Origin of the sequence: Pontibacter amylolyticus, from assembly GCF_014638845.1 — a bacterium.
Taxonomy (GTDB): Bacteria; Bacteroidota; Bacteroidia; order Cytophagales; family Hymenobacteraceae; genus Pontibacter; species Pontibacter amylolyticus.
The window spans coordinates 209163-226318 of record NZ_BMFP01000006.1 but is presented as its reverse complement, the minus strand read 5'-3'; the positions used below and the strand labels follow the sequence as shown (position 1 = coordinate 226318).

The window sequence follows — 17156 nt, the reverse complement described above, 5'->3', positions numbered from 1 at the left end:
ATTTATGACTGAAATTTGCAACTGTTAGCAGGCTATAAATGTTGTAAATACATGAAAGAGAAAGAAGAAGAAAACATCATATCCATGTATCCGGAAGAGCAGAAACAGCTGGACAAGGAATGGTATAAATCCATCCCGGCGCAGGTGTTTCTAAACTACTTTTTCGCGATCAATTACCACCTCGACCACTACGAAGGTATGGGTCTCCAGCAGTTAGCCTATTTTAAGGATGTGCCTGCTGCGTTGTCTGAAGAAGATCTGGAAGCGGTGAAGAAACTGTTGCTGAACAGCTGGAACACGGAGTATGCTTTGCGTACCACGGCCGAGTTGGGCGACGAGAACTATATCCGCAACGCGCTGCACTGGACATTCCCGCAGGCTTACTATACCGTGTTCGCGAGCTTGCAGGCTTTCCTGCATACCCGCCAGATGAAGACCAGCAACGAGTCGCTGGTGATGCGCGAAGCGGGACGCCTGATCGTGAAGAATGCCTATCCGCAGGCCATGAGCTTTTATGCATCGGGGCATTACGATGACTTCCGCATCAACCGTTTGCCGCTGGCGCATTACAAGCCGGGCTTGCAGATTGCGGGCAAAGAGCTCGAAGCGCAGTCGCAGATCGGGCAGTTTTTGAAGACGACGCGTCGCATGAAGGCCAAATCTGTGCGCCAGCAGGTACAGGCTAACCCGAATACCGCCATCCGCAGCAGTCGCACGGGTGAGGTGTTGCAGAAGTTTGGTCCGCAGCATTGGCAGCAGCTGACCTGGCGTATGGGTTATACCACCCTGTTCGATTTGCTGGCCAGGTTGCGCATCTCCAGTTCACACCGCGAGATTGAGCGTTTCGTGCAGTCCGACATCGACTTCAGGCTGTTCCACGACTCGCTGCTCCAGATTGTGAGCTACCTGAATGGTATACACGAGTGTTATGTGGCCCAGGCCATGAGTTTGCAGCAGTACGAAGCTTTTGTGCAGGAACTGCCGGCCTATCTGCAAAACTCCTTTGTGGCAGCCAGGTTGCAAGACAAAGTAAAACCGCTTTTGCAGGACGACGAGCAGCAACTCCGCACAGCTGCTTAAGTCCAATTTGTTCTACTACATATATGGGAGCCCCGGTAAGTTTTGCTTGCCGGGGCTTTTTTTGTCTGAATCAGGATTTACAGGATTTAAGAATTGACAGGATTCCTGTGCATGATTAACCCACCCCTGCCCTAAGGAGGACTATTCGACTAAGGCCATCACAGGTATAGTAGCATTGTAGATTTAGAAGTTTGGGCTGCCTCTGATTATACCTGCCCCTCCCTTTATAGAGGGCTCCTACCCCTTCAAAGAGAATCACCTCCCCTAGCCCCTCCTAAAAACAGGAGGGGAACTTTCTGCTGCCACCAATTCACAGGTATAGGCGTGGTAGTTACCGTCACACACCGCTGTCAGGTATAGAGAAAAGTTGACTTGCACTGAACCTACGAAGCAGAAAGCTTAGCCAGGTGCACTGATGACGATTTTGTGTTTGAGCGGTCAGCGAGTTTAAAACGTCTTGATTTTTTTGCTTACTTTTTTCATCAAGGAAAAAAGTGAGTGCCCGCCGCACAGGCGAAGCTATAGAATAAATCAGCTTAAGGTGTAGACAACCGCAGCCACGCCAGGTATACCTATGCCTATACCTGGGCCAGAGGCCCCACCATATTAGTCACGAGCGAGGACGCTCGCGCCATAGGACATTGCCCGCCGCACAGGCGAAGCGATGAAACGAAGCATTTGCTATACCTGCAACAGGCAGCCGCTACAAAGCATAGCACATGCACAATTGCAAGCCCCTACCCCATTTCCCTACCCTAACACCCTTAACCTTTAACAATCACCAATTAACCTTTTAAAAGCTGCTGATTATTTAGCAATTTTGCAGTTTATATATAACAGTCACCTTTAGTACTAAAATCGCATGCAACTCAGCGAACAGGAACTACGCAGACGCCACGAGCGCGAAGAGCTGGAGAAAATGGGCATCAACCCATATCCATCCGAAACATTTGAAGTGACGGCCACGGCCAAAGAGATAAAGGAGAATTTCGATAAGGACAAGAACAACTACCAGGAAGTAACCTTGGCTGGTCGCTTGATGAGCCGCCGCGTGATGGGCAAAGCTTCGTTTGCTGAGCTAATGGACAGCACCGGTCGTATCCAGATCTACGTTTCCCGCGATGACATTGCCCCTGGCGAGAACAAGGACATGTACAACACCGTGTTCAAGAAAATGCTCGACATCGGTGACTTCATTGGCATCGAGGGATACGCTTTCATTACACAGGTGGGCGAAATCTCCGTGCACGTGACGGAGTTGAAAGTATTGACCAAGTCGCTTCGTCCGCTGCCGATCGTGAAGCGCGAGATCGACGAGAACGGCAACGAGATCGTACACGACGGCTTCACCGATCCAGAACTGCGCTACCGTCAGCGTTACGTGGACCTGATCGTGAACCCGCATGTGCGTGAGACTTTCCGCAAGCGTACGCAGCTGGTGAACTCCATGCGCCAGTACCTGACTGAAAAAGGCTACCTGGAGGTGGAAACGCCAATCCTGCAGCCACTGTACGGCGGTGCGGCGGCGCGTCCGTTCAAGACGCACCACAACACGCTTGACATGACGCTATACCTGCGAATTGCCAACGAGCTATACCTGAAGCGCCTCATCGTAGGCGGCTTCGATGGTGTGTTCGAGTTCGCCAAAGACTTCCGCAACGAAGGTATGAGCCGTTTCCACAACCCGGAGTTCACGCAGGTGGAGCTGTATGTAGCCTACAAAGACTACAACTGGATGATGGACCTGGTAGAGGAAATGGTGGAGAAAGTAGCCATGGACCTGCACGGTACCACCGAGGTAAAAGTGGGTGAGAACATCATTAACTTCCAGCGACCATGGAAGCGCTTCACCATGTTTGAGGCTATCGAGCACTTCACCAAGATCGATATCTCGGAGATGGAAGAGCCGGAACTGCGCCAGACAGCTGAGTCGCTAGGTATAAAAGTGGATCCGAAACTGGGCAAAGGCAAGATTATCGACGAAATATTCGGTGAGACCTGCGAGCCATACCTGATCCAGCCGACCTTCATCACGGACTACCCGGTAGAGATGAGCCCGCTGGCCAAGAAGCACCGCGACAAGCCGGGTCTGGTAGAGCGCTTCGAAGCCATCTGCAACGGCAAGGAGATCTGCAACGCCTTCTCCGAACTGAACGACCCGATTGACCAGCGTGCCCGTTTTGAGGAGCAACTGGAACTGGGCAAGCGCGGTGACACGGAGGCCATGGTACTGGACGAAGACTTCCTGCGTGCCCTGGAGTACGGTATGCCGCCAACAGCTGGTCTGGGCATCGGTATCGACCGTCTGAGCATGATCATGACGAACTCGCACTCCATCCAGGACGTGCTGTTCTTCCCACAGATGAAGCCGGAGAAGAGAGAAGAGTAAAAGACGACACCACATAAAACAGAAATGGCCCGCTATACCTTAGCGGGCCATTTCTGTTTTATAGGTGCCGACTTAACGCCAGCCGTTTCTTAATAACTGTCTCCAATTTCGTACCTGTCTCTTTTTTCGCCTGACAGGCTGCTTTTCACCTTATTTGTCACATCTTTCAGGCTTCCTTCTGCCTTGCTGATCCAGGACTCGGTTTTAACCCTGCCAGTGCCTAGTTTCTCGTTGATGCCGCGGCCTACCCATGCGGCGGAGTCTGACAGGCGGCGACGGGTAATGCGGCCACTGTCGGGCGCCATCAGTATACCTGCCAGCACACCTACGCTGGCGCCGGCGAGCAGGCCCATGGCGACCCCCAAGGTGCTGCTGCTCTCCCCATGCGAGCCGGAGGAAGAGTCCTTGCGGCTGCCGCTGCTATACACGGTGCGCTGCTGCGGTTGCGGCTGGTGCTTGGGCTCGCGAATAGAAGAATGTGTTACGTTTCCGCTCGATTCTCTGCCCACGTAGCTGTGGGTGGAGGAAGATCGCGGGGTGTTGCTGTATGTGCTTTTAGCCTCTCCCAGGCTGCTGTAATCCATTTTCGTTCTCATAGTCTTCTTTGGTTTTGTGTGAATTCTTTCTTGCCAACTTCTGGTATGCTCTAAAATAATAACGGGAGTAAAGTCCGAAGGTTAGCGCAATTCAGCTCAAAAGGCCCCAAAAACAAAGGCCTGCCCCGGTTAGGGACAGGCCATTCATCTTTACAAAGCTAGTCTTCGCCTCAGCGGGCACGCATGCCCGGGACCTAAGCTAAGCTTTTCGTATAGTTCCTGAAGGGGCTATGTACTAAACGTTAGTTACTGAAGAGCCACCTGCGTTTGTACCAGCAGATGAACCAGTAGAGCCAGTTGATGAAGAAGATGCGTTGCCACCGGTAGTGCCACCGTTTTTGTTAGCACCACCCATTTTGTTCATAGCTTCGCTGCTCATGTTCTTGATTTCGTCAAGGCCAGTCTGAAGGTTTTTCTCCAGGTCTTTGCTCAGTTTGTTCGCCCACTTTTTGATGCCAGTTCTGGTCTGCTCACCTGTGTCCGGAGCCATCAGTAGACCTGCAATTACGCCAGCGCTAGCGCCTGCCAACAGGGCAAGCATTACTTTTCCGCTATTATCTTTCATAGTTCTGTTTATTATAAATTGTTGGATTTGGTTTCTTTAATTTCAACTGTTGACCTAATAACGAGGAAGCCATGTATTAAGTTATAACTATACTACAGTTTTATACTATACTGCACCTAATTAACGAAAAAAAGCTCAGCAAAACACTTTGCTGAGCTTTTAATTACGATCAGAGGTTATTACAAGTCTCTGATCACCTTCATGATCTCGTTTTTGGTTTTGCCTAATTTCTGCTGCAGACGGCCCCAGAGTTCATCCTCTTGTCCTTCCACATAGGTCAGGTCATCTTCGGTGAGCTCTGCGTAGTTCTGCTTCAGCTGGCCTTTTACGTCGTCCCACGAGCCGCGCATTACCAGGCTGCTGCCATCGTCTGTCACCTTGTTGCGCTCAAGCTTGTCCATCAGATTTTTCACGGTGCGCTCCAGGTCATCACCGGCTTTGCTCAATGTTCTTTTCAGACTGTCGCGTGTGTCCGGGCCATTGTTGGGGGCCAGCAGTATACCTGCCGCTACGCCTATTCCAATACCGGCCAGCGTGGCCAGCAAAATCTTTCCTTTTTCGTCGTTCATGTTGTTTATCATGTTCTGGTGCTGTTTATTTGATAAGGCTTGGTTTCTTAAAATAGAAAGTATCGTCCTTATACTTATATTCGATTTATTTTACGTTCCATTACATACGAGGCCGTGCATACTTAGTTTGCAACATATCACTCCCCTCTGACCGCCAATAAGTGCGTATAAACCACAACAAATAAAACACCATGAAAAAAACAGCGTTCGTAACCGCCTTTCTGGCTCTGAGTGTCTTCTACTCCTGCAAAAACAGCGAAATACCCTGCATCGATCAAGCGAAGATCGACCCTGACCGGATGTGTACCATGCAGTACGACCCGGTGTGCGGCTGCGACGGGAAAACCTATGGCAATGCCTGCACAGCTGACCGCTCAGGTGTGACTTCCTATACCAAAGGCGAGTGCGCCACTAAATCCTAAGCGATACCTGCCAGCCTATGACTGAGAAAAGATACTTTAAACAGACCAAGCCCTTCCGGGTGCCGACCACCGATGGCAAGTTAATAGAGGAGCACTTCGGCAAAGCCTCCACCCACACCGACACCTTCAGCGTGGCCCACATGGTAGCGCCTCCGCACTGGGGAGAGCCACATCAGACGCCGGAGTTCGACGAGATCACCATTGTGCTGCGCGGCCGCAAGCTAATTGAGATTGATGGCGAGGAAGTGGTGGTAGAAGCAGGCGAGTCCATCCTGATCAAAGCCGGGTCACGCATCCGCTATTCCAACCCTTACGACGAGGAAACAGAGTACTGGTCGGTCTGCGTCCCTGCGTTCGATTTCACCAAAGTACACCGGGAGGAGGGTTAATCTGGAGATGAGTGGATTTGGAGATTTGAAGATGGGAAGATTCAAAAGTTTGGAGGTATAATGATATAGAGATTTATAGCCGTGCTTTAAAGCAAAGCTAGAAGTGACTTTGGGTTTTACTTACTTTCCACTTAATTCAAATGAGCAAAAGATCAAAAAAAAGCCCCTGATGCATATAGCACTAGGGGCTTTTCATATTTTAAGGACTTGCGAGATTCATTTTCAAATCTTCACATTTTCAAATCTCCAAATCTTAAGGACTAAGACTGCTTATTGAGCATCTCTACCACATCCTCAGAGATACCCATGTAAGAGAAGCCGCCGTCGTGCATCAGGTTCTGCATAGTCACCATACGGGTCAGGTCCGAGAACAGGGTGATGCAGTAATCGGCGCAAGACTCAGCAGAAGCGTTGCCGAGCGGCGACATCTTATCAGCATAGTCATAGAACGCGTCGAAACCACCCACGCCGGTACCGGCCGTTGTTTTAGTTGGCGACTGCGATACCGTGTTTACGCGCACTTTCTTCAGGTTACCGAAACGGTGACCGTAGTTGCGGGCAATCGACTCGAGCAATGCCTTGGCATGCGACATGTCAGTATAATCAGGGAATACACGCTGGGCTGCTATGTAAGAAAGGGCAACAATCGAACCCCACTCGTTCATCGCGTCCTGCTTCTCAGCCACGTGCATCACTTTGTGGAAAGACAGCGCCGAGATGTCCAGCGTCTTCTGGAACCACTCGTAGTTCAGATCGCCGTAAGACTTGCCTTTGCGGATGTTCGGGCTCATGCCGATGGAGTGCAGTACGAAATCGAGCTTACCGCCTAAAATCTCCTGCGCTTTGGCAAACAGGTTTTCCAGGTCTTCCACAGAGGTAGCATCAGCAGGAATGATCTGCGCGTTGCAGGCTTCAGCCAATTTGTTGATCTCACCCATACGCATCGCGATCGGGGCGTTGGTCAACACAAACTCAGCGCCCTCTTCCTTGGCACGCATCGCTACTTTCCAGGCAATAGACTTTTCGTCAAGCGCTCCGAAAATGATTCCTTTCTTTCCTTTAAGCAGATTATAAGACATGTATTTGTCAGGTTAATGTTTTAAAATTTCATGATTTCCGCCAGTTAGATATAGCCCGCGGAAATCAGGCAGCAATATAGCAATAACTAGGTATAACTCAAGTTCAAAGCAGCCATCATTCACATAAGCCTGCTCCTCCGTTCATCCCTTTCCTGTTTCTGGTGTAGGATTCCCGGTATAGGAGCAACTCGGGTGAACTTATAACGATAGCAATTCTTTGGCGCTCTTGTAGGCGCTCGCACTTGGGTTGGCGCCCGCAATCATGTGGGCAATTTCATCCACACGCTCTTTCTCGCTCAGCTTTTTGATACGGCTGATCGTGCGGTCTTCGGTGTCGTGCTTGTACACAAAGTAATGTGAGTTGCCCTGCGCTGCTATCTGTGGCAGGTGCGATATGGCAATGATCTGGTGCTTCTGCGCCATCTGCTGCATCATCTTACCCACTTTCACGGCTACCTCACCTGATATACCGGTGTCGATCTCGTCGAACACGATGGTTGGTAGGGCGGTCTTGTCGGCCAGCATGTACTTGATGCTCAGCATCAGGCGGGAGAATTCACCACCAGAGGCCGCTTTAACTAAACTCTGCGGCTGCGCTCCCTTGTTGGCGCTGAACAGAATACTGATCTCGTCGGTGCCGGTAGCGGTTGGCGCGGCGGCTTTGTGCTGAATAACGATGCGGGCATTCGGCATGCCGAGTTCGGCCAGCAAGGTATAGAGCTCCTTCTCGAACTGTCCAAACGAAGCTCTGCGACGCTCTGAAAGCACAGCAGCCTTCTCCAGCATTTCCTTCTCCGCTTCTTTCATGGCTTTCTCTGTGCTGGAAAGAGCATTGTCCAGGTTAAGCACGCTGCCTACTTTGTTTTCAAGTTCGCGCTGTATTTCGAGGAGTTCCGCAATGGTTTGTACCTGGTGCTTGCGCTGCAAGGTATAGATGGTGTTCAGGCGCTCCTGCACCTCCGTGGTGCGGGCCGGGTCGGCTTCCGTTCTGCGCTCAGCGTCTTCCAACTCACCGGCCACGTCGTTCAGCTCGATCATACAGCTCTCGGTGCGCGTGCGCAGCTCTTCGTACTTCGGTGAGAAGGCCGCCAACTGGTTGATCAGCTGCACGGTGTCTTTCAGGGCGGAGGTGATGTTGAACTCGGACTCAGTCAGGTACTGCACGGCCTGGGTCAGCTTCAGCTTGATGTCTTCGGCATTTTCCAGTTCCTTCAGTTCAGTCTCGAGTTGCTCCTGCTCGTCCTGTTGCAGGTTGATCTCCTCGAGTTCATTGAGCAGGAACGTATTGTAGTCCAACTCCTTCTGGGCTTGTGCCAGTTGGTCGGTCAGTTTTTTGTAGTCGCCTTCGAGTTTCTTATACCTGCGGTAGGTCTCGTTGTAGTCTTTCAGGTATGAGAGGTTACCCGCGTAGATGTCCAGTGAGGTGTTACCAGCATAGATGTCGAGGATGTTGAGCTGGAAACTGGTGTCGCCCAATTGAAGCGTGTCGTGCTGCGAGTGGATGTCCATCAGGTTCTCCCCTATCTTGCGCAGTACGTCGAGCGTCACGGGTGTGTCGTTCACGAAGGCGCGCGACTTTCCGCTCGGGCTGATCTCACGGCGCAGGATGCACTGCTCGTCAAAGTCCAGGTCTTCGGCTACAAACACCTCTTTGAGGTTGTACTGCGAAATATCAAACACCCCCTCGATCACGCACTTTTGCTCCTGGTTGAAAAGCAACTTGGAGTCGGCACGGTTACCGAGCAGCAGCCCGATGGCACCCAGCATAATGGACTTACCGGCACCGGTCTCGCCTGTAATAATATTGAGCACCGGCGATGGATTCATTTCCAACTGCTCTATCAGTGCGTAGTTTTTTATTTTAAGATCAATCAGCATATATCAGGATGCAAGACGTTCGTCACAAGGTATAAGACTTAACGCCCGGACTTAGTTCGATAATTTGGGTGTATTTTAATAAGGTGCTTCTATGTCGTAAATCACTTCCTCTACCTCCGCCACAGGTATGGTATGCTTGTGCCGTCGGCCGTCCAGCAACTCCAGTTCTTCGGCTAAGACATGCTGCAGCACGCCCTGCACCACCACACGGGTTCTCAGTACCACTTGCACCGTCTGCTGCTGCAAAAGGTCGGGCAGGTGGTCGGCCAATTGGTTTCGATTGATTCTGATCTGGCGTTTGCCCATAGGTATAGCGCACAGGTATAGCCATCCGCCCCGTGAAGATACGCGCTTTCTGTGAAATTTGGAAAAGGCTTAGCGCTGGAGAAGTACTTCGTATTTGGTGTTGTTGGTAGGGTCTACCTGCGTGAGCAAGGTATAGGCGGCTTGCTTGTCGGCGGGAGCGGCGGTTTTGAAAATATTCACCAACTCATCGGATTTGGCTTCAAAGAAAGAGCGGATCACCGCCGCACCGGGCTTCTGCTGCGATATCTTCTGGATGTTTCGTAACACGTCGAGCGTCGCCTTGCGGGCCTTTTCCGGATCCTGCACCATCAGGTCCATCCCCTGGCGGTGCATGGTATAGATGCCCTCCCGAAAAGGCACAAATACCGGGTCCTGCATGTTGTCGATCATCCAGTAGCGGTTTCGGTTGCCCTCAAACGGTCGCCAGCCCGGAAAGATGGAGTTCTGTGAGGCTGCCAGGTTCAGGATGCCACGTGCACGGTCAAAAGCGGGAGAACCGCCCAGTTTGGCAAAGCTGTCGTTGTCCATCCCGATGATCATGTAGGCGTAGTAAGCGAGCATGGCCGACAGGTTGCCGGTAAAGTTGTTTTCGGCAAAGTCGAGTGGCTGCGCCTCGTTGAACTGGAACAGCCAGTCGCGGTCGATGAAGGAGAACAGCGTGGACTCGTAGCCCGTGCCATAGGCCGGCCTTACGGACACGACCTGCACGTTGGCGCGGAAAGTACCCACCTCGGGCATTTCGGTCAGGTTGATCAGGATGCGGCACTTGATGCGCTCATCCACCCGGTAGGACTGGTTCGTCCAGCGACGGTTGTTCATAAACTCGAAAATGCGGTTTTGCATCTCGGTGAACAGTTGCCGATCTGTAAACGCTACCTGTTCGCTGTTAACCACCACATCACACTGCAGTTCCTGGGCACGCGCTCCCAAGGCCATCACCATCACACACAGCAAAACAAACAGTCGCTTAAACATAGAGTCTCTCCCAGATCAGGTTGACGATATCCTGCGCCACTTCGCTCTTGTGCTTCAGCTCAAAAGCGGTGGCCGTATCCTTCTCAATAATAGTGATTTTATTTGTATCGTGCTTAAAACCAGCGCCCGGATCGTTGAGCGAATTCAGCACGATCATGTTCAGGTTCTTTTTCTGCAGTTTTTCGCGGGCGTTGCTGGCCTCGTTATCCGTCTCCAGGGCAAAGCCTACGGCAAACTGATCTTCCCGCTTCTCCTTACCAAGTGCCGCTGCTATATCAACGTTCTTAACGAGCTCGATGGTCAGTTCGTCACCGGCTTTTTTTATTTTGCGGTCGGCCACCACTTTGGGTTTGTAATCGGCTACGGCGGCGGCAAACACCCAGATGTCAGCCGCGGGAGCCAGCTGCTTGACGGCCGCATACATCTCGTCGGCCGTCGTGACAGGTATAACCGCTATACCTTCGTGCTGCGCCTGCAGGTTGGTGGGGCCTGCCACCAGCTTTACCTGAGCGCCACGCTGGGCAAAGCATTCGGCCAGCGCATAGCCCATTTTGCCTGTCGAATGGTTCCCGATAAAGCGCACCGGATCAATGGGTTCGTATGTCGGGCCGGCGGTCAGGATAACCGTCTTACCCTTAAACAGTTTTTCCAATGCCTGAAAAGTGGTTTTCTAGTCCGCGAATAATTTCCTCGGGCTCTGCCATCCGCCCCTGCCCTACCAGGCCGCTGGCCAGTTCGCCATACCCTGCTTCGATGATGAAGTTGCCATAGCCGCGCAGTTTGGTAAAGTTGGCCTGCACGGCCGGGTGCTGGTACATGTCCAGGTCCATGGCCGGGGCCACAAACACCGGGCAACGTGCTGACAGATAAGTGGCCGAAAGCAGGTTATCGCAAAAGCCATTGGCGAATTTGGCCACCGTGTTGGCACTCGCGGGCGCTACCACCATGGCATCGGCCCAAAGACCAAGCTCCACGTGATTGTTCCAGACGCCCTGCTCGTTGAGCACAAACTCCGTGAGCACAGGCCGCTTGGAAAGGGTAGCCAGTGTGAGCGGGGTTATAAAGGCAGAAGCAGAAGTGGTCAGGATCACCTGTACTTCTGCTTCTGCTTTTACGAGTAGGCGTACCAGCATGGCTGCTTTATACGCAGCTATACTTCCGCAAACTCCCAATACTATTTTCCGATTCCGGAGCATGCGCCTTACAGCGATATTTCGTCAGTCTCTACGTCTGGTGTACGAACGTAAACATTGCCTTCCAGGAATTCCTCGATCGCCAGGTTAGTTGGCTTTGGCAGGCGCTCGTAGTATTTAGAAATTTCGATCTGCTCACGGTTCTCGAATACCTCCTCCAGATTATCCACTGTTGTCGCAAACTCAGCCAGCTTGGAGTTCAACTCTTCCTTCAGCTTCACAGAGATCTGGTTTGCTCTTTTAGAGATCACCGAAACAGACTTGTACACATTGCCAGTCTGCTTAGCGAAGTCGGCCATGTTACGGGTAACGATTGATGATGGAACGATTGCCATATATACTTAATTTATGAATTGCTTGGGTTAGTTTTCTTTATTTTCTCGAGCTCTGACTGCGTGCTGGCGAATACCTGCTCGGCACTACGCAGGAAGCGGCTGTCCGGATACTGGTCGATGAAGGCTTGGTAGAAGTCGATTGCCTCCGTGAAACGCTCCTGCTGCTTGTCCGGCACACTTTCCAGCGCATAACGGTACTGCGAGTCTATTCTCAAATAAGAAGCCTCCTCGCTGTAAGGGGAAGACGGATTCTCGCGCAGGAAGTTCGTGAACGCCACCACGGCTGACTTGTAGTAACGCAGCTTATGGTACAGACGGGCGCTTTCAAAGGACTTACGATCCAGTTTGGCGCTCAGATCATCGAACATGGTGTTGGCCTCTGCCGCGTACTGGCTTGTTGGGTAGCGCACCAGAAACTCCTGGATCGACTCCATGGCCGTTACGGTGCTGGTCTGGTCCTGCTCAAAATCCGGCGAGTCGTTGTAGAGTGACTTGGCCTGCAGGAACATGGCCTCTTCAGCGAGCTCGCTGCGCGGGTATGTTTCGTAGAAAGTGCGGAACTGGAAGGCGCTCAGCATGTACTCGCGTTGCTGGTAGTGCGTGTTGGCGTAGTAAAAACGGGCTTTCTCGGCCTCTTCCCTACCCGTCATCAGAGGCATCACCTGCTCCAGCAGCTGGTTGGCGCGGTAGTAGTCTCCTTTCTCGTAGTATTCGAGCGCGGCTTTGTATTTCAGGTCAACGTCGTTGCTTTTCAATAGCTTTTGAAAGTTGCTGCAGCTGGTTGCAAAAACCAACAGGCACAACATTACGACGGTATGCAGGATTCCTCTGTTCATGAACGGGCAAAATTATACAATATCCCTGTGATTTACAAGCGTGAATATACAGTGTTTACTGGCGGACCGGCGTCGGTTTGGCAGCGCCGGCAGCAGGCTTTTTGCCTTTGGACTGACTTGACTTGGTGCCCGATGCCTTGCCTTTGGCAGGCGTAGCGGCTTTTGAGGGCGTAGTCGGTGCTTTTACCGGTGTACGCGGGGTCAACACTTCTTTCTTATCGGGTCTGAGTTCCTCCAGCCAGGCAAAACCCTCCAGCCTTCGGTCAGAGGCCTGCAACTCGTGCGGCGGTATGAACTTGGCGTCCGGATTTACAAGAAACGAAATAGATTTGAGTTTATTTTCTGCAAAGTTTAAAACCATGTCGCTGCACACGGCCCGGTTCATACCTGTCAGCACGGAATCGCCCTCCAGCGCAAAATAAATGCTCTCGCCGTTGCCGTTCACGTTCACCCGTCGCATTCGGCCATCCTGGAAGTGCGCCACCATGTTGCGGCCTTTCACCTGGTTGTAGTTCTGGAGTGAGTCTTCGGAGGTGATAAAGGAGTTGCTGAAGACGTACATCTTGTCGATGGTCTTGTTGCGCATGTGGATGCGAATGGTATCCCCCACAATCTGGCTCTGCTCGCTCCAGAGCGTCGGGTTACGGTGCATGTACATGAGCGAGTCAGTACGGTTGTAGCTGAGGGAATCGCACGTGCCCTGCAGGTCCGACTTGTAGATTTTTACGTTGTTGAAAGCGAACAGCATACTCGGCTGTCCGTCTGCCTTTGCCTCGCGGGAGATGAGCGAATCAGCGGCCATGTACAGCGTGTCGCCATCCATGATCGACTCCATCACCGGGCTGCCCCATACCTTGGCCACGCCCTGATCGCGCCAATAGCGACCGACCTGCCCCCGTATGGTCACATCGTCTTTGAGGGAGCGCATGGTCATGTTCACTTTCGCCTCCCCGTAGCCGCGGGCTTCGTCATAGTACAGGTCATCGCCTCCCAAACGGTACTCCGGTGTTAATATATAAGCATTGCGGCCAAAGCGCGACACCTTGGTGACGGTATTGTAAGTACCCTGCTCCGCATAAAGGTCACCATTCTGGCCTTTGATAAAAGTTGGCCCCTGGAAGTAAACCACCTTGCTTTCCGTGTTGTAACGCATGTTCTGCGCCGTGATCTCATAGTCTGGCGAGAACACCTTCACATTTTGCTGGAAGGTGAAGACTTTGGAGTTCGTGTCATATGTACCGCGCTGGCTCTGCAGGCGGTTTTCGGGCTGCACGATGGTGCCACCTTCGGTATAAACTGCCGTGCGTGAATCCAGGTTATAATCCAGGGTTGGAGTCGTAAGCGTCATGTTGGGGTCCTGCATGGTCACACCGCCGCTCATTTTGGCGGTGCGTTTGGCGCCATCGTAAATCGCCTTCGTGCCGGTCATCGTTACGGTATCGGCCTGGTTGATGCGCACGTTGCCAAAAGCCTCCAATATCTCACTGTCGCGGTATTGATACACGGAATCGGCATACAGGAATGTCTCCTTCTGCTTAAAGATCACGTTGCCAATCAGTTTGTTTACCCGCTTCCCGTTGATTGTGGTACCGATCAGGTCATCCGCGCTTTCCAGTTGCACCCGATCCTGCTGCTGCGGGCCTTGCTGGGCCTGCGCCGGCGTCTGGACCGGACGCGCCGTATCCTGCTGTGGTTTGGTGCGGGGTTGCTGGGGTGCCTGCTGCGGCTGGTTAATGCGCGGCCGTGGTGGCTGTTGCAGCGGCACGATCTTGGGCGGCTGCGGCGGCCGTACCTGCTGCGCCGCCTGTCGCGGATTCACCGGAGGCTTCTGCTCCTGCGCCAAAACTGTCAGCGAGAATAGCGTAAAGAGAATAGAATAGACTAATTTTGTGATGTTCATGCTTTATGGACAAAAGACAAGGGCTTGATCAGAGATGACGTTTCATTCCAACGTTCCTATACCTGCAGCCTCTGCCTGTTCTTAACTTCAAAATTATAAAAAATATACCAGCCGCTGCCTTATGCTACAGAAAGTTTCCGGTTTCATCCAATCCCATTCCCTTTGCGAGCCCGAGAGCAAAATACTGGCGGCCGTGAGCGGCGGCATCGATTCGGTGGTGCTTTGCGAAGTGCTGCACCAACTCAAGTATACGTTTGCCATCGCGCACTGTAACTTCGGATTGCGCGCCGAAGACGCAGAGGCCGACCAGCTCTTCGCCAAAAAGCTGGCCAAAAAGTACGAGGTGCCCTTCTTTACCGAAAATTTCGATACCCGTGCTTTTGCTGCGCAGGAGAAACTCTCCACTCAGATGGCCGCCCGCACCCTGCGCTATACCTGGTTTGAACAGGTGCGCCAGCAGGAAGGTTACGATTATATTGCCACAGCGCACCATAGCAACGACCTGACAGAGACCATATTGCTTCACCTGACCAAGGGCACAGGTATAGCGGGGCTGCACGGTATACCTGCCAAAAACGGCCACATCATCCGCCCGATGCTCACTGTCACCAAAGATGATATTTTTGACTTCGTGACCGAGCAGCGCCTGATCTGGCGCGAAGACACCTCCAACGAGACGACCAAGTACCAGCGCAACAAAATCAGGCACGAGGTAATTCCGGTGCTCAAGGAAATCAACCCGAATCTGGAAGAAACCATGCAGCACACGGCAGAGCGGGTGAGCCAGGCCGAGGCCATTGTGCACGCCTACATCGACAATCTGCGCCAGCAAAGTATAAAGGAGGCGGAAGACGCGGTATACCTGTCGCTGGTGCCGCTGCAAAACGCCACCGGCCTGCCGGTGGTGCTGCATGAGCTGCTGCGACCCTTCAACTTCAGCTACAGTGTGGTGCTGGAGTTAGTCGAGGCGCTGGAGGGACTTTCGGGCAAGCAATTCGAATCACCGAGCCATACCTTAGTGAAGGATCGCGACCAGCTCGTGATCACGTCCCGCAACCTGAGTCGCTTCGGAAGTGTCACCATAGCAGAAGGCCAGACCGAAGTAAGCGAGGAGCACGTGCAGCTGACTTTGCGCTATGTACCGGCCAGCGAATACAAGCTCAACACCAAACCCCATGTGGCCGCCCTGGACGCCGGCCTGCTCAAGTTTCCGATGAAACTGCGCCCGTGGCAGGAGGGCGACTGGTTTGTGCCGCTGGGCATGAACGGCAAAAAGAAGATCAGCGATTTCCTGATCGACAAGAAGGTTCCGGCCAACCTTAAGGCCAAAACACTGGTATTGGTATCAGACCAGTCCATCGCCTGGATTGTGGGCCAGCGGCTCGACAACCGCTTTAAAGTGACGGAGAAGACAGAGCAGGTGCTGGAGATATCTTTAAAGCGTATCTCGTAGCATTTTTTCCGTATCACGTAGCACGTATCAAGTAGCAAGATTACCTTTAAGGTAGCAATTGTTAATTTAAGAAGTCGTGCTACGTGTGTCGTGATACTTGATACAAAACGAAGTTTTTACAATAGATTTTTCTAATTTTACGGAAGTAAACCGAATCTCAAACCATAATTAAAGTATATCCTACAATGAAAGTAACCGTAGTTGGAGCTGGTAACGTGGGTGCAACGTGCGCCGATGTATTGGCTTACCGCGAAATCGCGAACGAAGTAGTTTTAGTGGATATTAAAGAAGGTTTTGCTGAGGGCAAAGCGCTTGATATCTGGCAGAAAGCCCCCATCAACCTATACGACACGCGCACTGTCGGCGTAACCAACGATTATACCAAGACTGCTGGTTCTGACGTGGTAGTGATTACCTCTGGTCTGCCACGCAAGCCAGGCATGACGCGCGATGACCTCATTTCTACCAACGCCGGTATCGTGCAGTCGGTAACTGAGAATATCGTAAAGCACTCGCCTGACGCCATCATCATCGTGGTTTCTAACCCACTCGACGTGATGACGTACGCAGCGCACATCACTTCCAAACTGCCACGCACCCGCGTAATGGGTATGGCCGGTATCCTGGATACTGCGCGTTACCGTGCATTCCTGGCTGAGGCACTGAACGTATCTCCAAAAGACATCCAGGCAGTATTGATGGGTGGTCACGGCGATACCATGGTTCCACTTCCACGCTATACAACGGTTGGCGGCATCCCGGTTACGGAGCTGATCGACGAAGAAACTTTGAACGCGATTGTGGACCGCACCAAGAACGGTGGTGGCGAGTTGGTGAAACTGATGGGTACTTCTGCCTGGTATGCACCGGGTTCTGCAGCCGCTCAAATGGTGGAAGCCATCGTGCGCGACCAGCGCCGTGTGTTCCCTGTTTGCGTGAAGCTGGAAGGCGAGTACGGCATCGACGGCGTATACCTGGGTGTTCCGGTAATCCTGGGCAAGAACGGCATCGAGAAGATCATCGAACTGCAGCTGAACGAAGACGAAAAGCAACTGCTCGAAACGTCACGCGGTCACGTGAAAGAAGTAATGGACGCGCTCGATAACATCAACGCTTCCAAAGCTTAATCGCTATACCTGCTTATTGATAAGAAAGCGCCGCTTCTGCAAAGGAGCGGCGTTTTTTTTGTCT

General features: G+C 52.2%; 18 protein-coding genes. 6 read left to right on the top strand and 12 right to left on the bottom strand.

What is annotated here, in order from left to right; genetic code table 11:
- Positions 1 to 51 precede the first annotated feature (51 nt).
- On the top strand, positions 52 to 1080 hold the full coding sequence (locus IEV97_RS16120; protein ID WP_188502525.1) for a hypothetical protein: 1029 nt from the start codon (positions 52 to 54) through the stop codon (positions 1078 to 1080).
- Between the two features lie 862 nt (positions 1081 to 1942).
- A complete protein-coding gene (lysS, locus tag IEV97_RS16115; protein ID WP_188502524.1) occupies positions 1943 to 3469 on the top strand; it encodes a lysine--tRNA ligase in 1527 nt (508 codons plus the stop codon).
- Positions 3470 to 3558: 89 nt separating this feature from the next.
- Here lysS and IEV97_RS16110 read toward each other — a convergent pair whose 3' ends face one another.
- From IEV97_RS16110 to IEV97_RS16100, 3 genes are all read right to left on the bottom strand, one after another.
- Positions 3559 to 4065, bottom strand: coding sequence for a YtxH domain-containing protein (locus IEV97_RS16110; RefSeq protein ID WP_188502523.1), 507 nt, complete (start codon positions 4063 to 4065; stop codon positions 3559 to 3561).
- Positions 4066 to 4300: 235 nt separating this feature from the next.
- On the bottom strand, positions 4301 to 4630 hold the full coding sequence (locus IEV97_RS16105) for a YtxH domain-containing protein (RefSeq protein WP_188502522.1): 330 nt from the start codon (positions 4628 to 4630) through the stop codon (positions 4301 to 4303).
- Between the two features lie 179 nt (positions 4631 to 4809).
- Positions 4810 to 5211, bottom strand: coding sequence for a CsbD family protein (locus IEV97_RS16100; RefSeq protein ID WP_188502521.1), 402 nt, complete (start codon positions 5209 to 5211; stop codon positions 4810 to 4812).
- 179 nt (positions 5212 to 5390) lie between these two features.
- Between IEV97_RS16100 and IEV97_RS16095 the strand changes: the two genes are divergently transcribed.
- Positions 5391 to 5621, top strand: coding sequence for a Kazal-type serine protease inhibitor family protein (locus tag IEV97_RS16095; RefSeq protein WP_188502520.1), 231 nt, complete (start codon positions 5391 to 5393; stop codon positions 5619 to 5621).
- A 17-nt stretch (positions 5622 to 5638) separates the two neighbouring features.
- Positions 5639 to 6010 (top strand): cupin domain-containing protein, encoded by a 372-nt coding sequence (locus tag IEV97_RS16090; protein WP_188502519.1) that lies wholly within the window; start codon positions 5639 to 5641, stop codon positions 6008 to 6010.
- A 260-nt stretch (positions 6011 to 6270) separates the two neighbouring features.
- On the opposite strand, the gene IEV97_RS16085 is transcribed toward IEV97_RS16090, so the two are convergent.
- The 9 genes from IEV97_RS16085 to IEV97_RS16050 all read right to left on the bottom strand — a co-directional run bounded on the left by IEV97_RS16085 (position 6271) and on the right by IEV97_RS16050 (position 14512).
- Positions 6271 to 7089 (bottom strand): enoyl-ACP reductase FabI, encoded by an 819-nt coding sequence (locus IEV97_RS16085; protein ID WP_188502518.1) that lies wholly within the window; start codon positions 7087 to 7089, stop codon positions 6271 to 6273.
- 198 nt (positions 7090 to 7287) lie between these two features.
- A complete protein-coding gene (gene recN, locus IEV97_RS16080) occupies positions 7288 to 8967 on the bottom strand; it encodes a DNA repair protein RecN (protein WP_188502517.1) in 1680 nt (559 codons plus the stop codon).
- A 75-nt stretch (positions 8968 to 9042) separates the two neighbouring features.
- Positions 9043 to 9273 (bottom strand): hypothetical protein, encoded by a 231-nt coding sequence (locus IEV97_RS16075; RefSeq protein ID WP_188502516.1) that lies wholly within the window; start codon positions 9271 to 9273, stop codon positions 9043 to 9045.
- 69 nt (positions 9274 to 9342) lie between these two features.
- Complete coding sequence (gene porD, locus IEV97_RS16070; protein ID WP_188502515.1) at positions 9343 to 10248, bottom strand: type IX secretion system protein PorD; 906 nt, start codon at positions 10246 to 10248, stop codon at positions 9343 to 9345.
- Positions 10241 to 10900 (bottom strand): bifunctional phosphopantothenoylcysteine decarboxylase/phosphopantothenate--cysteine ligase CoaBC, encoded by a 660-nt coding sequence (gene coaBC / locus IEV97_RS20190; protein ID WP_308419859.1) that lies wholly within the window; start codon positions 10898 to 10900, stop codon positions 10241 to 10243. Before coaBC ends, porD begins: the two co-directional genes overlap by 8 nt.
- Positions 10884 to 11444 (bottom strand): flavoprotein, encoded by a 561-nt coding sequence (locus tag IEV97_RS20185; RefSeq protein WP_505802214.1) that lies wholly within the window; start codon positions 11442 to 11444, stop codon positions 10884 to 10886. Before IEV97_RS20185 ends, coaBC begins: the two co-directional genes overlap by 17 nt.
- A gap of 5 nt (positions 11445 to 11449) precedes the next feature.
- A complete protein-coding gene (locus IEV97_RS16060) occupies positions 11450 to 11776 on the bottom strand; it encodes a DNA-directed RNA polymerase subunit omega (RefSeq protein WP_188502514.1) in 327 nt (108 codons plus the stop codon).
- An 11-nt stretch (positions 11777 to 11787) separates the two neighbouring features.
- Positions 11788 to 12582 (bottom strand): outer membrane protein assembly factor BamD, encoded by a 795-nt coding sequence (locus IEV97_RS16055; protein ID WP_188502569.1) that lies wholly within the window; start codon positions 12580 to 12582, stop codon positions 11788 to 11790.
- Positions 12583 to 12667: 85 nt separating this feature from the next.
- Positions 12668 to 14512 carry an OstA-like protein gene (locus tag IEV97_RS16050; protein WP_188502513.1) on the bottom strand — a complete coding sequence of 615 codons (1845 nt, stop codon included), beginning with the start codon at positions 14510 to 14512 and terminating at the stop codon, positions 12668 to 12670.
- A gap of 121 nt (positions 14513 to 14633) precedes the next feature.
- On the opposite strand from IEV97_RS16050, the gene tilS reads away from it, so the two are divergent.
- On the top strand, positions 14634 to 15965 hold the full coding sequence (gene tilS, locus IEV97_RS16045) for a tRNA lysidine(34) synthetase TilS (protein WP_188502512.1): 1332 nt from the start codon (positions 14634 to 14636) through the stop codon (positions 15963 to 15965).
- Positions 15966 to 16150: 185 nt separating this feature from the next.
- Positions 16151 to 17092, top strand: coding sequence for a malate dehydrogenase (gene mdh, locus IEV97_RS16040; RefSeq protein WP_188502511.1), 942 nt, complete (start codon positions 16151 to 16153; stop codon positions 17090 to 17092).
- The last annotated feature ends 64 nt before the right edge of the window (positions 17093 to 17156 follow it).

Excerpts from the sequence above, each read along its gene's own strand:
- IEV97_RS16120 (WP_188502525.1), top strand. The coding sequence starts at position 52 with ATGAAAGAGAAAGAAGAAGAAAACATCATATCCATGTATCCGGAAGAG.
- lysS (WP_188502524.1), top strand. The coding sequence starts at position 1,943 with ATGCAACTCAGCGAACAGGAACTACGCAGACGCCACGAGCGCGAAGAG.
- IEV97_RS16110 (WP_188502523.1), bottom strand. The coding sequence starts at position 4,065 with ATGAGAACGAAAATGGATTACAGCAGCCTGGGAGAGGCTAAAAGCACA.
- IEV97_RS16105 (WP_188502522.1), bottom strand. The coding sequence starts at position 4,630 with ATGAAAGATAATAGCGGAAAAGTAATGCTTGCCCTGTTGGCAGGCGCT.
- IEV97_RS16100 (WP_188502521.1), bottom strand. The coding sequence starts at position 5,211 with ATGATAAACAACATGAACGACGAAAAAGGAAAGATTTTGCTGGCCACG.
- IEV97_RS16095 (WP_188502520.1), top strand. The coding sequence starts at position 5,391 with ATGAAAAAAACAGCGTTCGTAACCGCCTTTCTGGCTCTGAGTGTCTTC.
- IEV97_RS16090 (WP_188502519.1), top strand. The coding sequence starts at position 5,639 with ATGACTGAGAAAAGATACTTTAAACAGACCAAGCCCTTCCGGGTGCCG.
- IEV97_RS16085 (WP_188502518.1), bottom strand. The coding sequence starts at position 7,089 with ATGTCTTATAATCTGCTTAAAGGAAAGAAAGGAATCATTTTCGGAGCG.
- recN (WP_188502517.1), bottom strand. The coding sequence starts at position 8,967 with ATGCTGATTGATCTTAAAATAAAAAACTACGCACTGATAGAGCAGTTG.
- IEV97_RS16075 (WP_188502516.1), bottom strand. The coding sequence starts at position 9,273 with ATGGGCAAACGCCAGATCAGAATCAATCGAAACCAATTGGCCGACCAC.
- porD (WP_188502515.1), bottom strand. The coding sequence starts at position 10,248 with ATGTTTAAGCGACTGTTTGTTTTGCTGTGTGTGATGGTGATGGCCTTG.
- IEV97_RS20185 (WP_505802214.1), bottom strand. The coding sequence starts at position 11,444 with ATGCTCCGGAATCGGAAAATAGTATTGGGAGTTTGCGGAAGTATAGCT.
- IEV97_RS16060 (WP_188502514.1), bottom strand. The coding sequence starts at position 11,776 with ATGGCAATCGTTCCATCATCAATCGTTACCCGTAACATGGCCGACTTC.
- IEV97_RS16055 (WP_188502569.1), bottom strand. The coding sequence starts at position 12,582 with ATGTTGTGCCTGTTGGTTTTTGCAACCAGCTGCAGCAACTTTCAAAAG.
- IEV97_RS16050 (WP_188502513.1), bottom strand. The coding sequence starts at position 14,512 with ATGAACATCACAAAATTAGTCTATTCTATTCTCTTTACGCTATTCTCG.
- tilS (WP_188502512.1), top strand. The coding sequence starts at position 14,634 with ATGCTACAGAAAGTTTCCGGTTTCATCCAATCCCATTCCCTTTGCGAG.
- mdh (WP_188502511.1), top strand. The coding sequence starts at position 16,151 with ATGAAAGTAACCGTAGTTGGAGCTGGTAACGTGGGTGCAACGTGCGCC.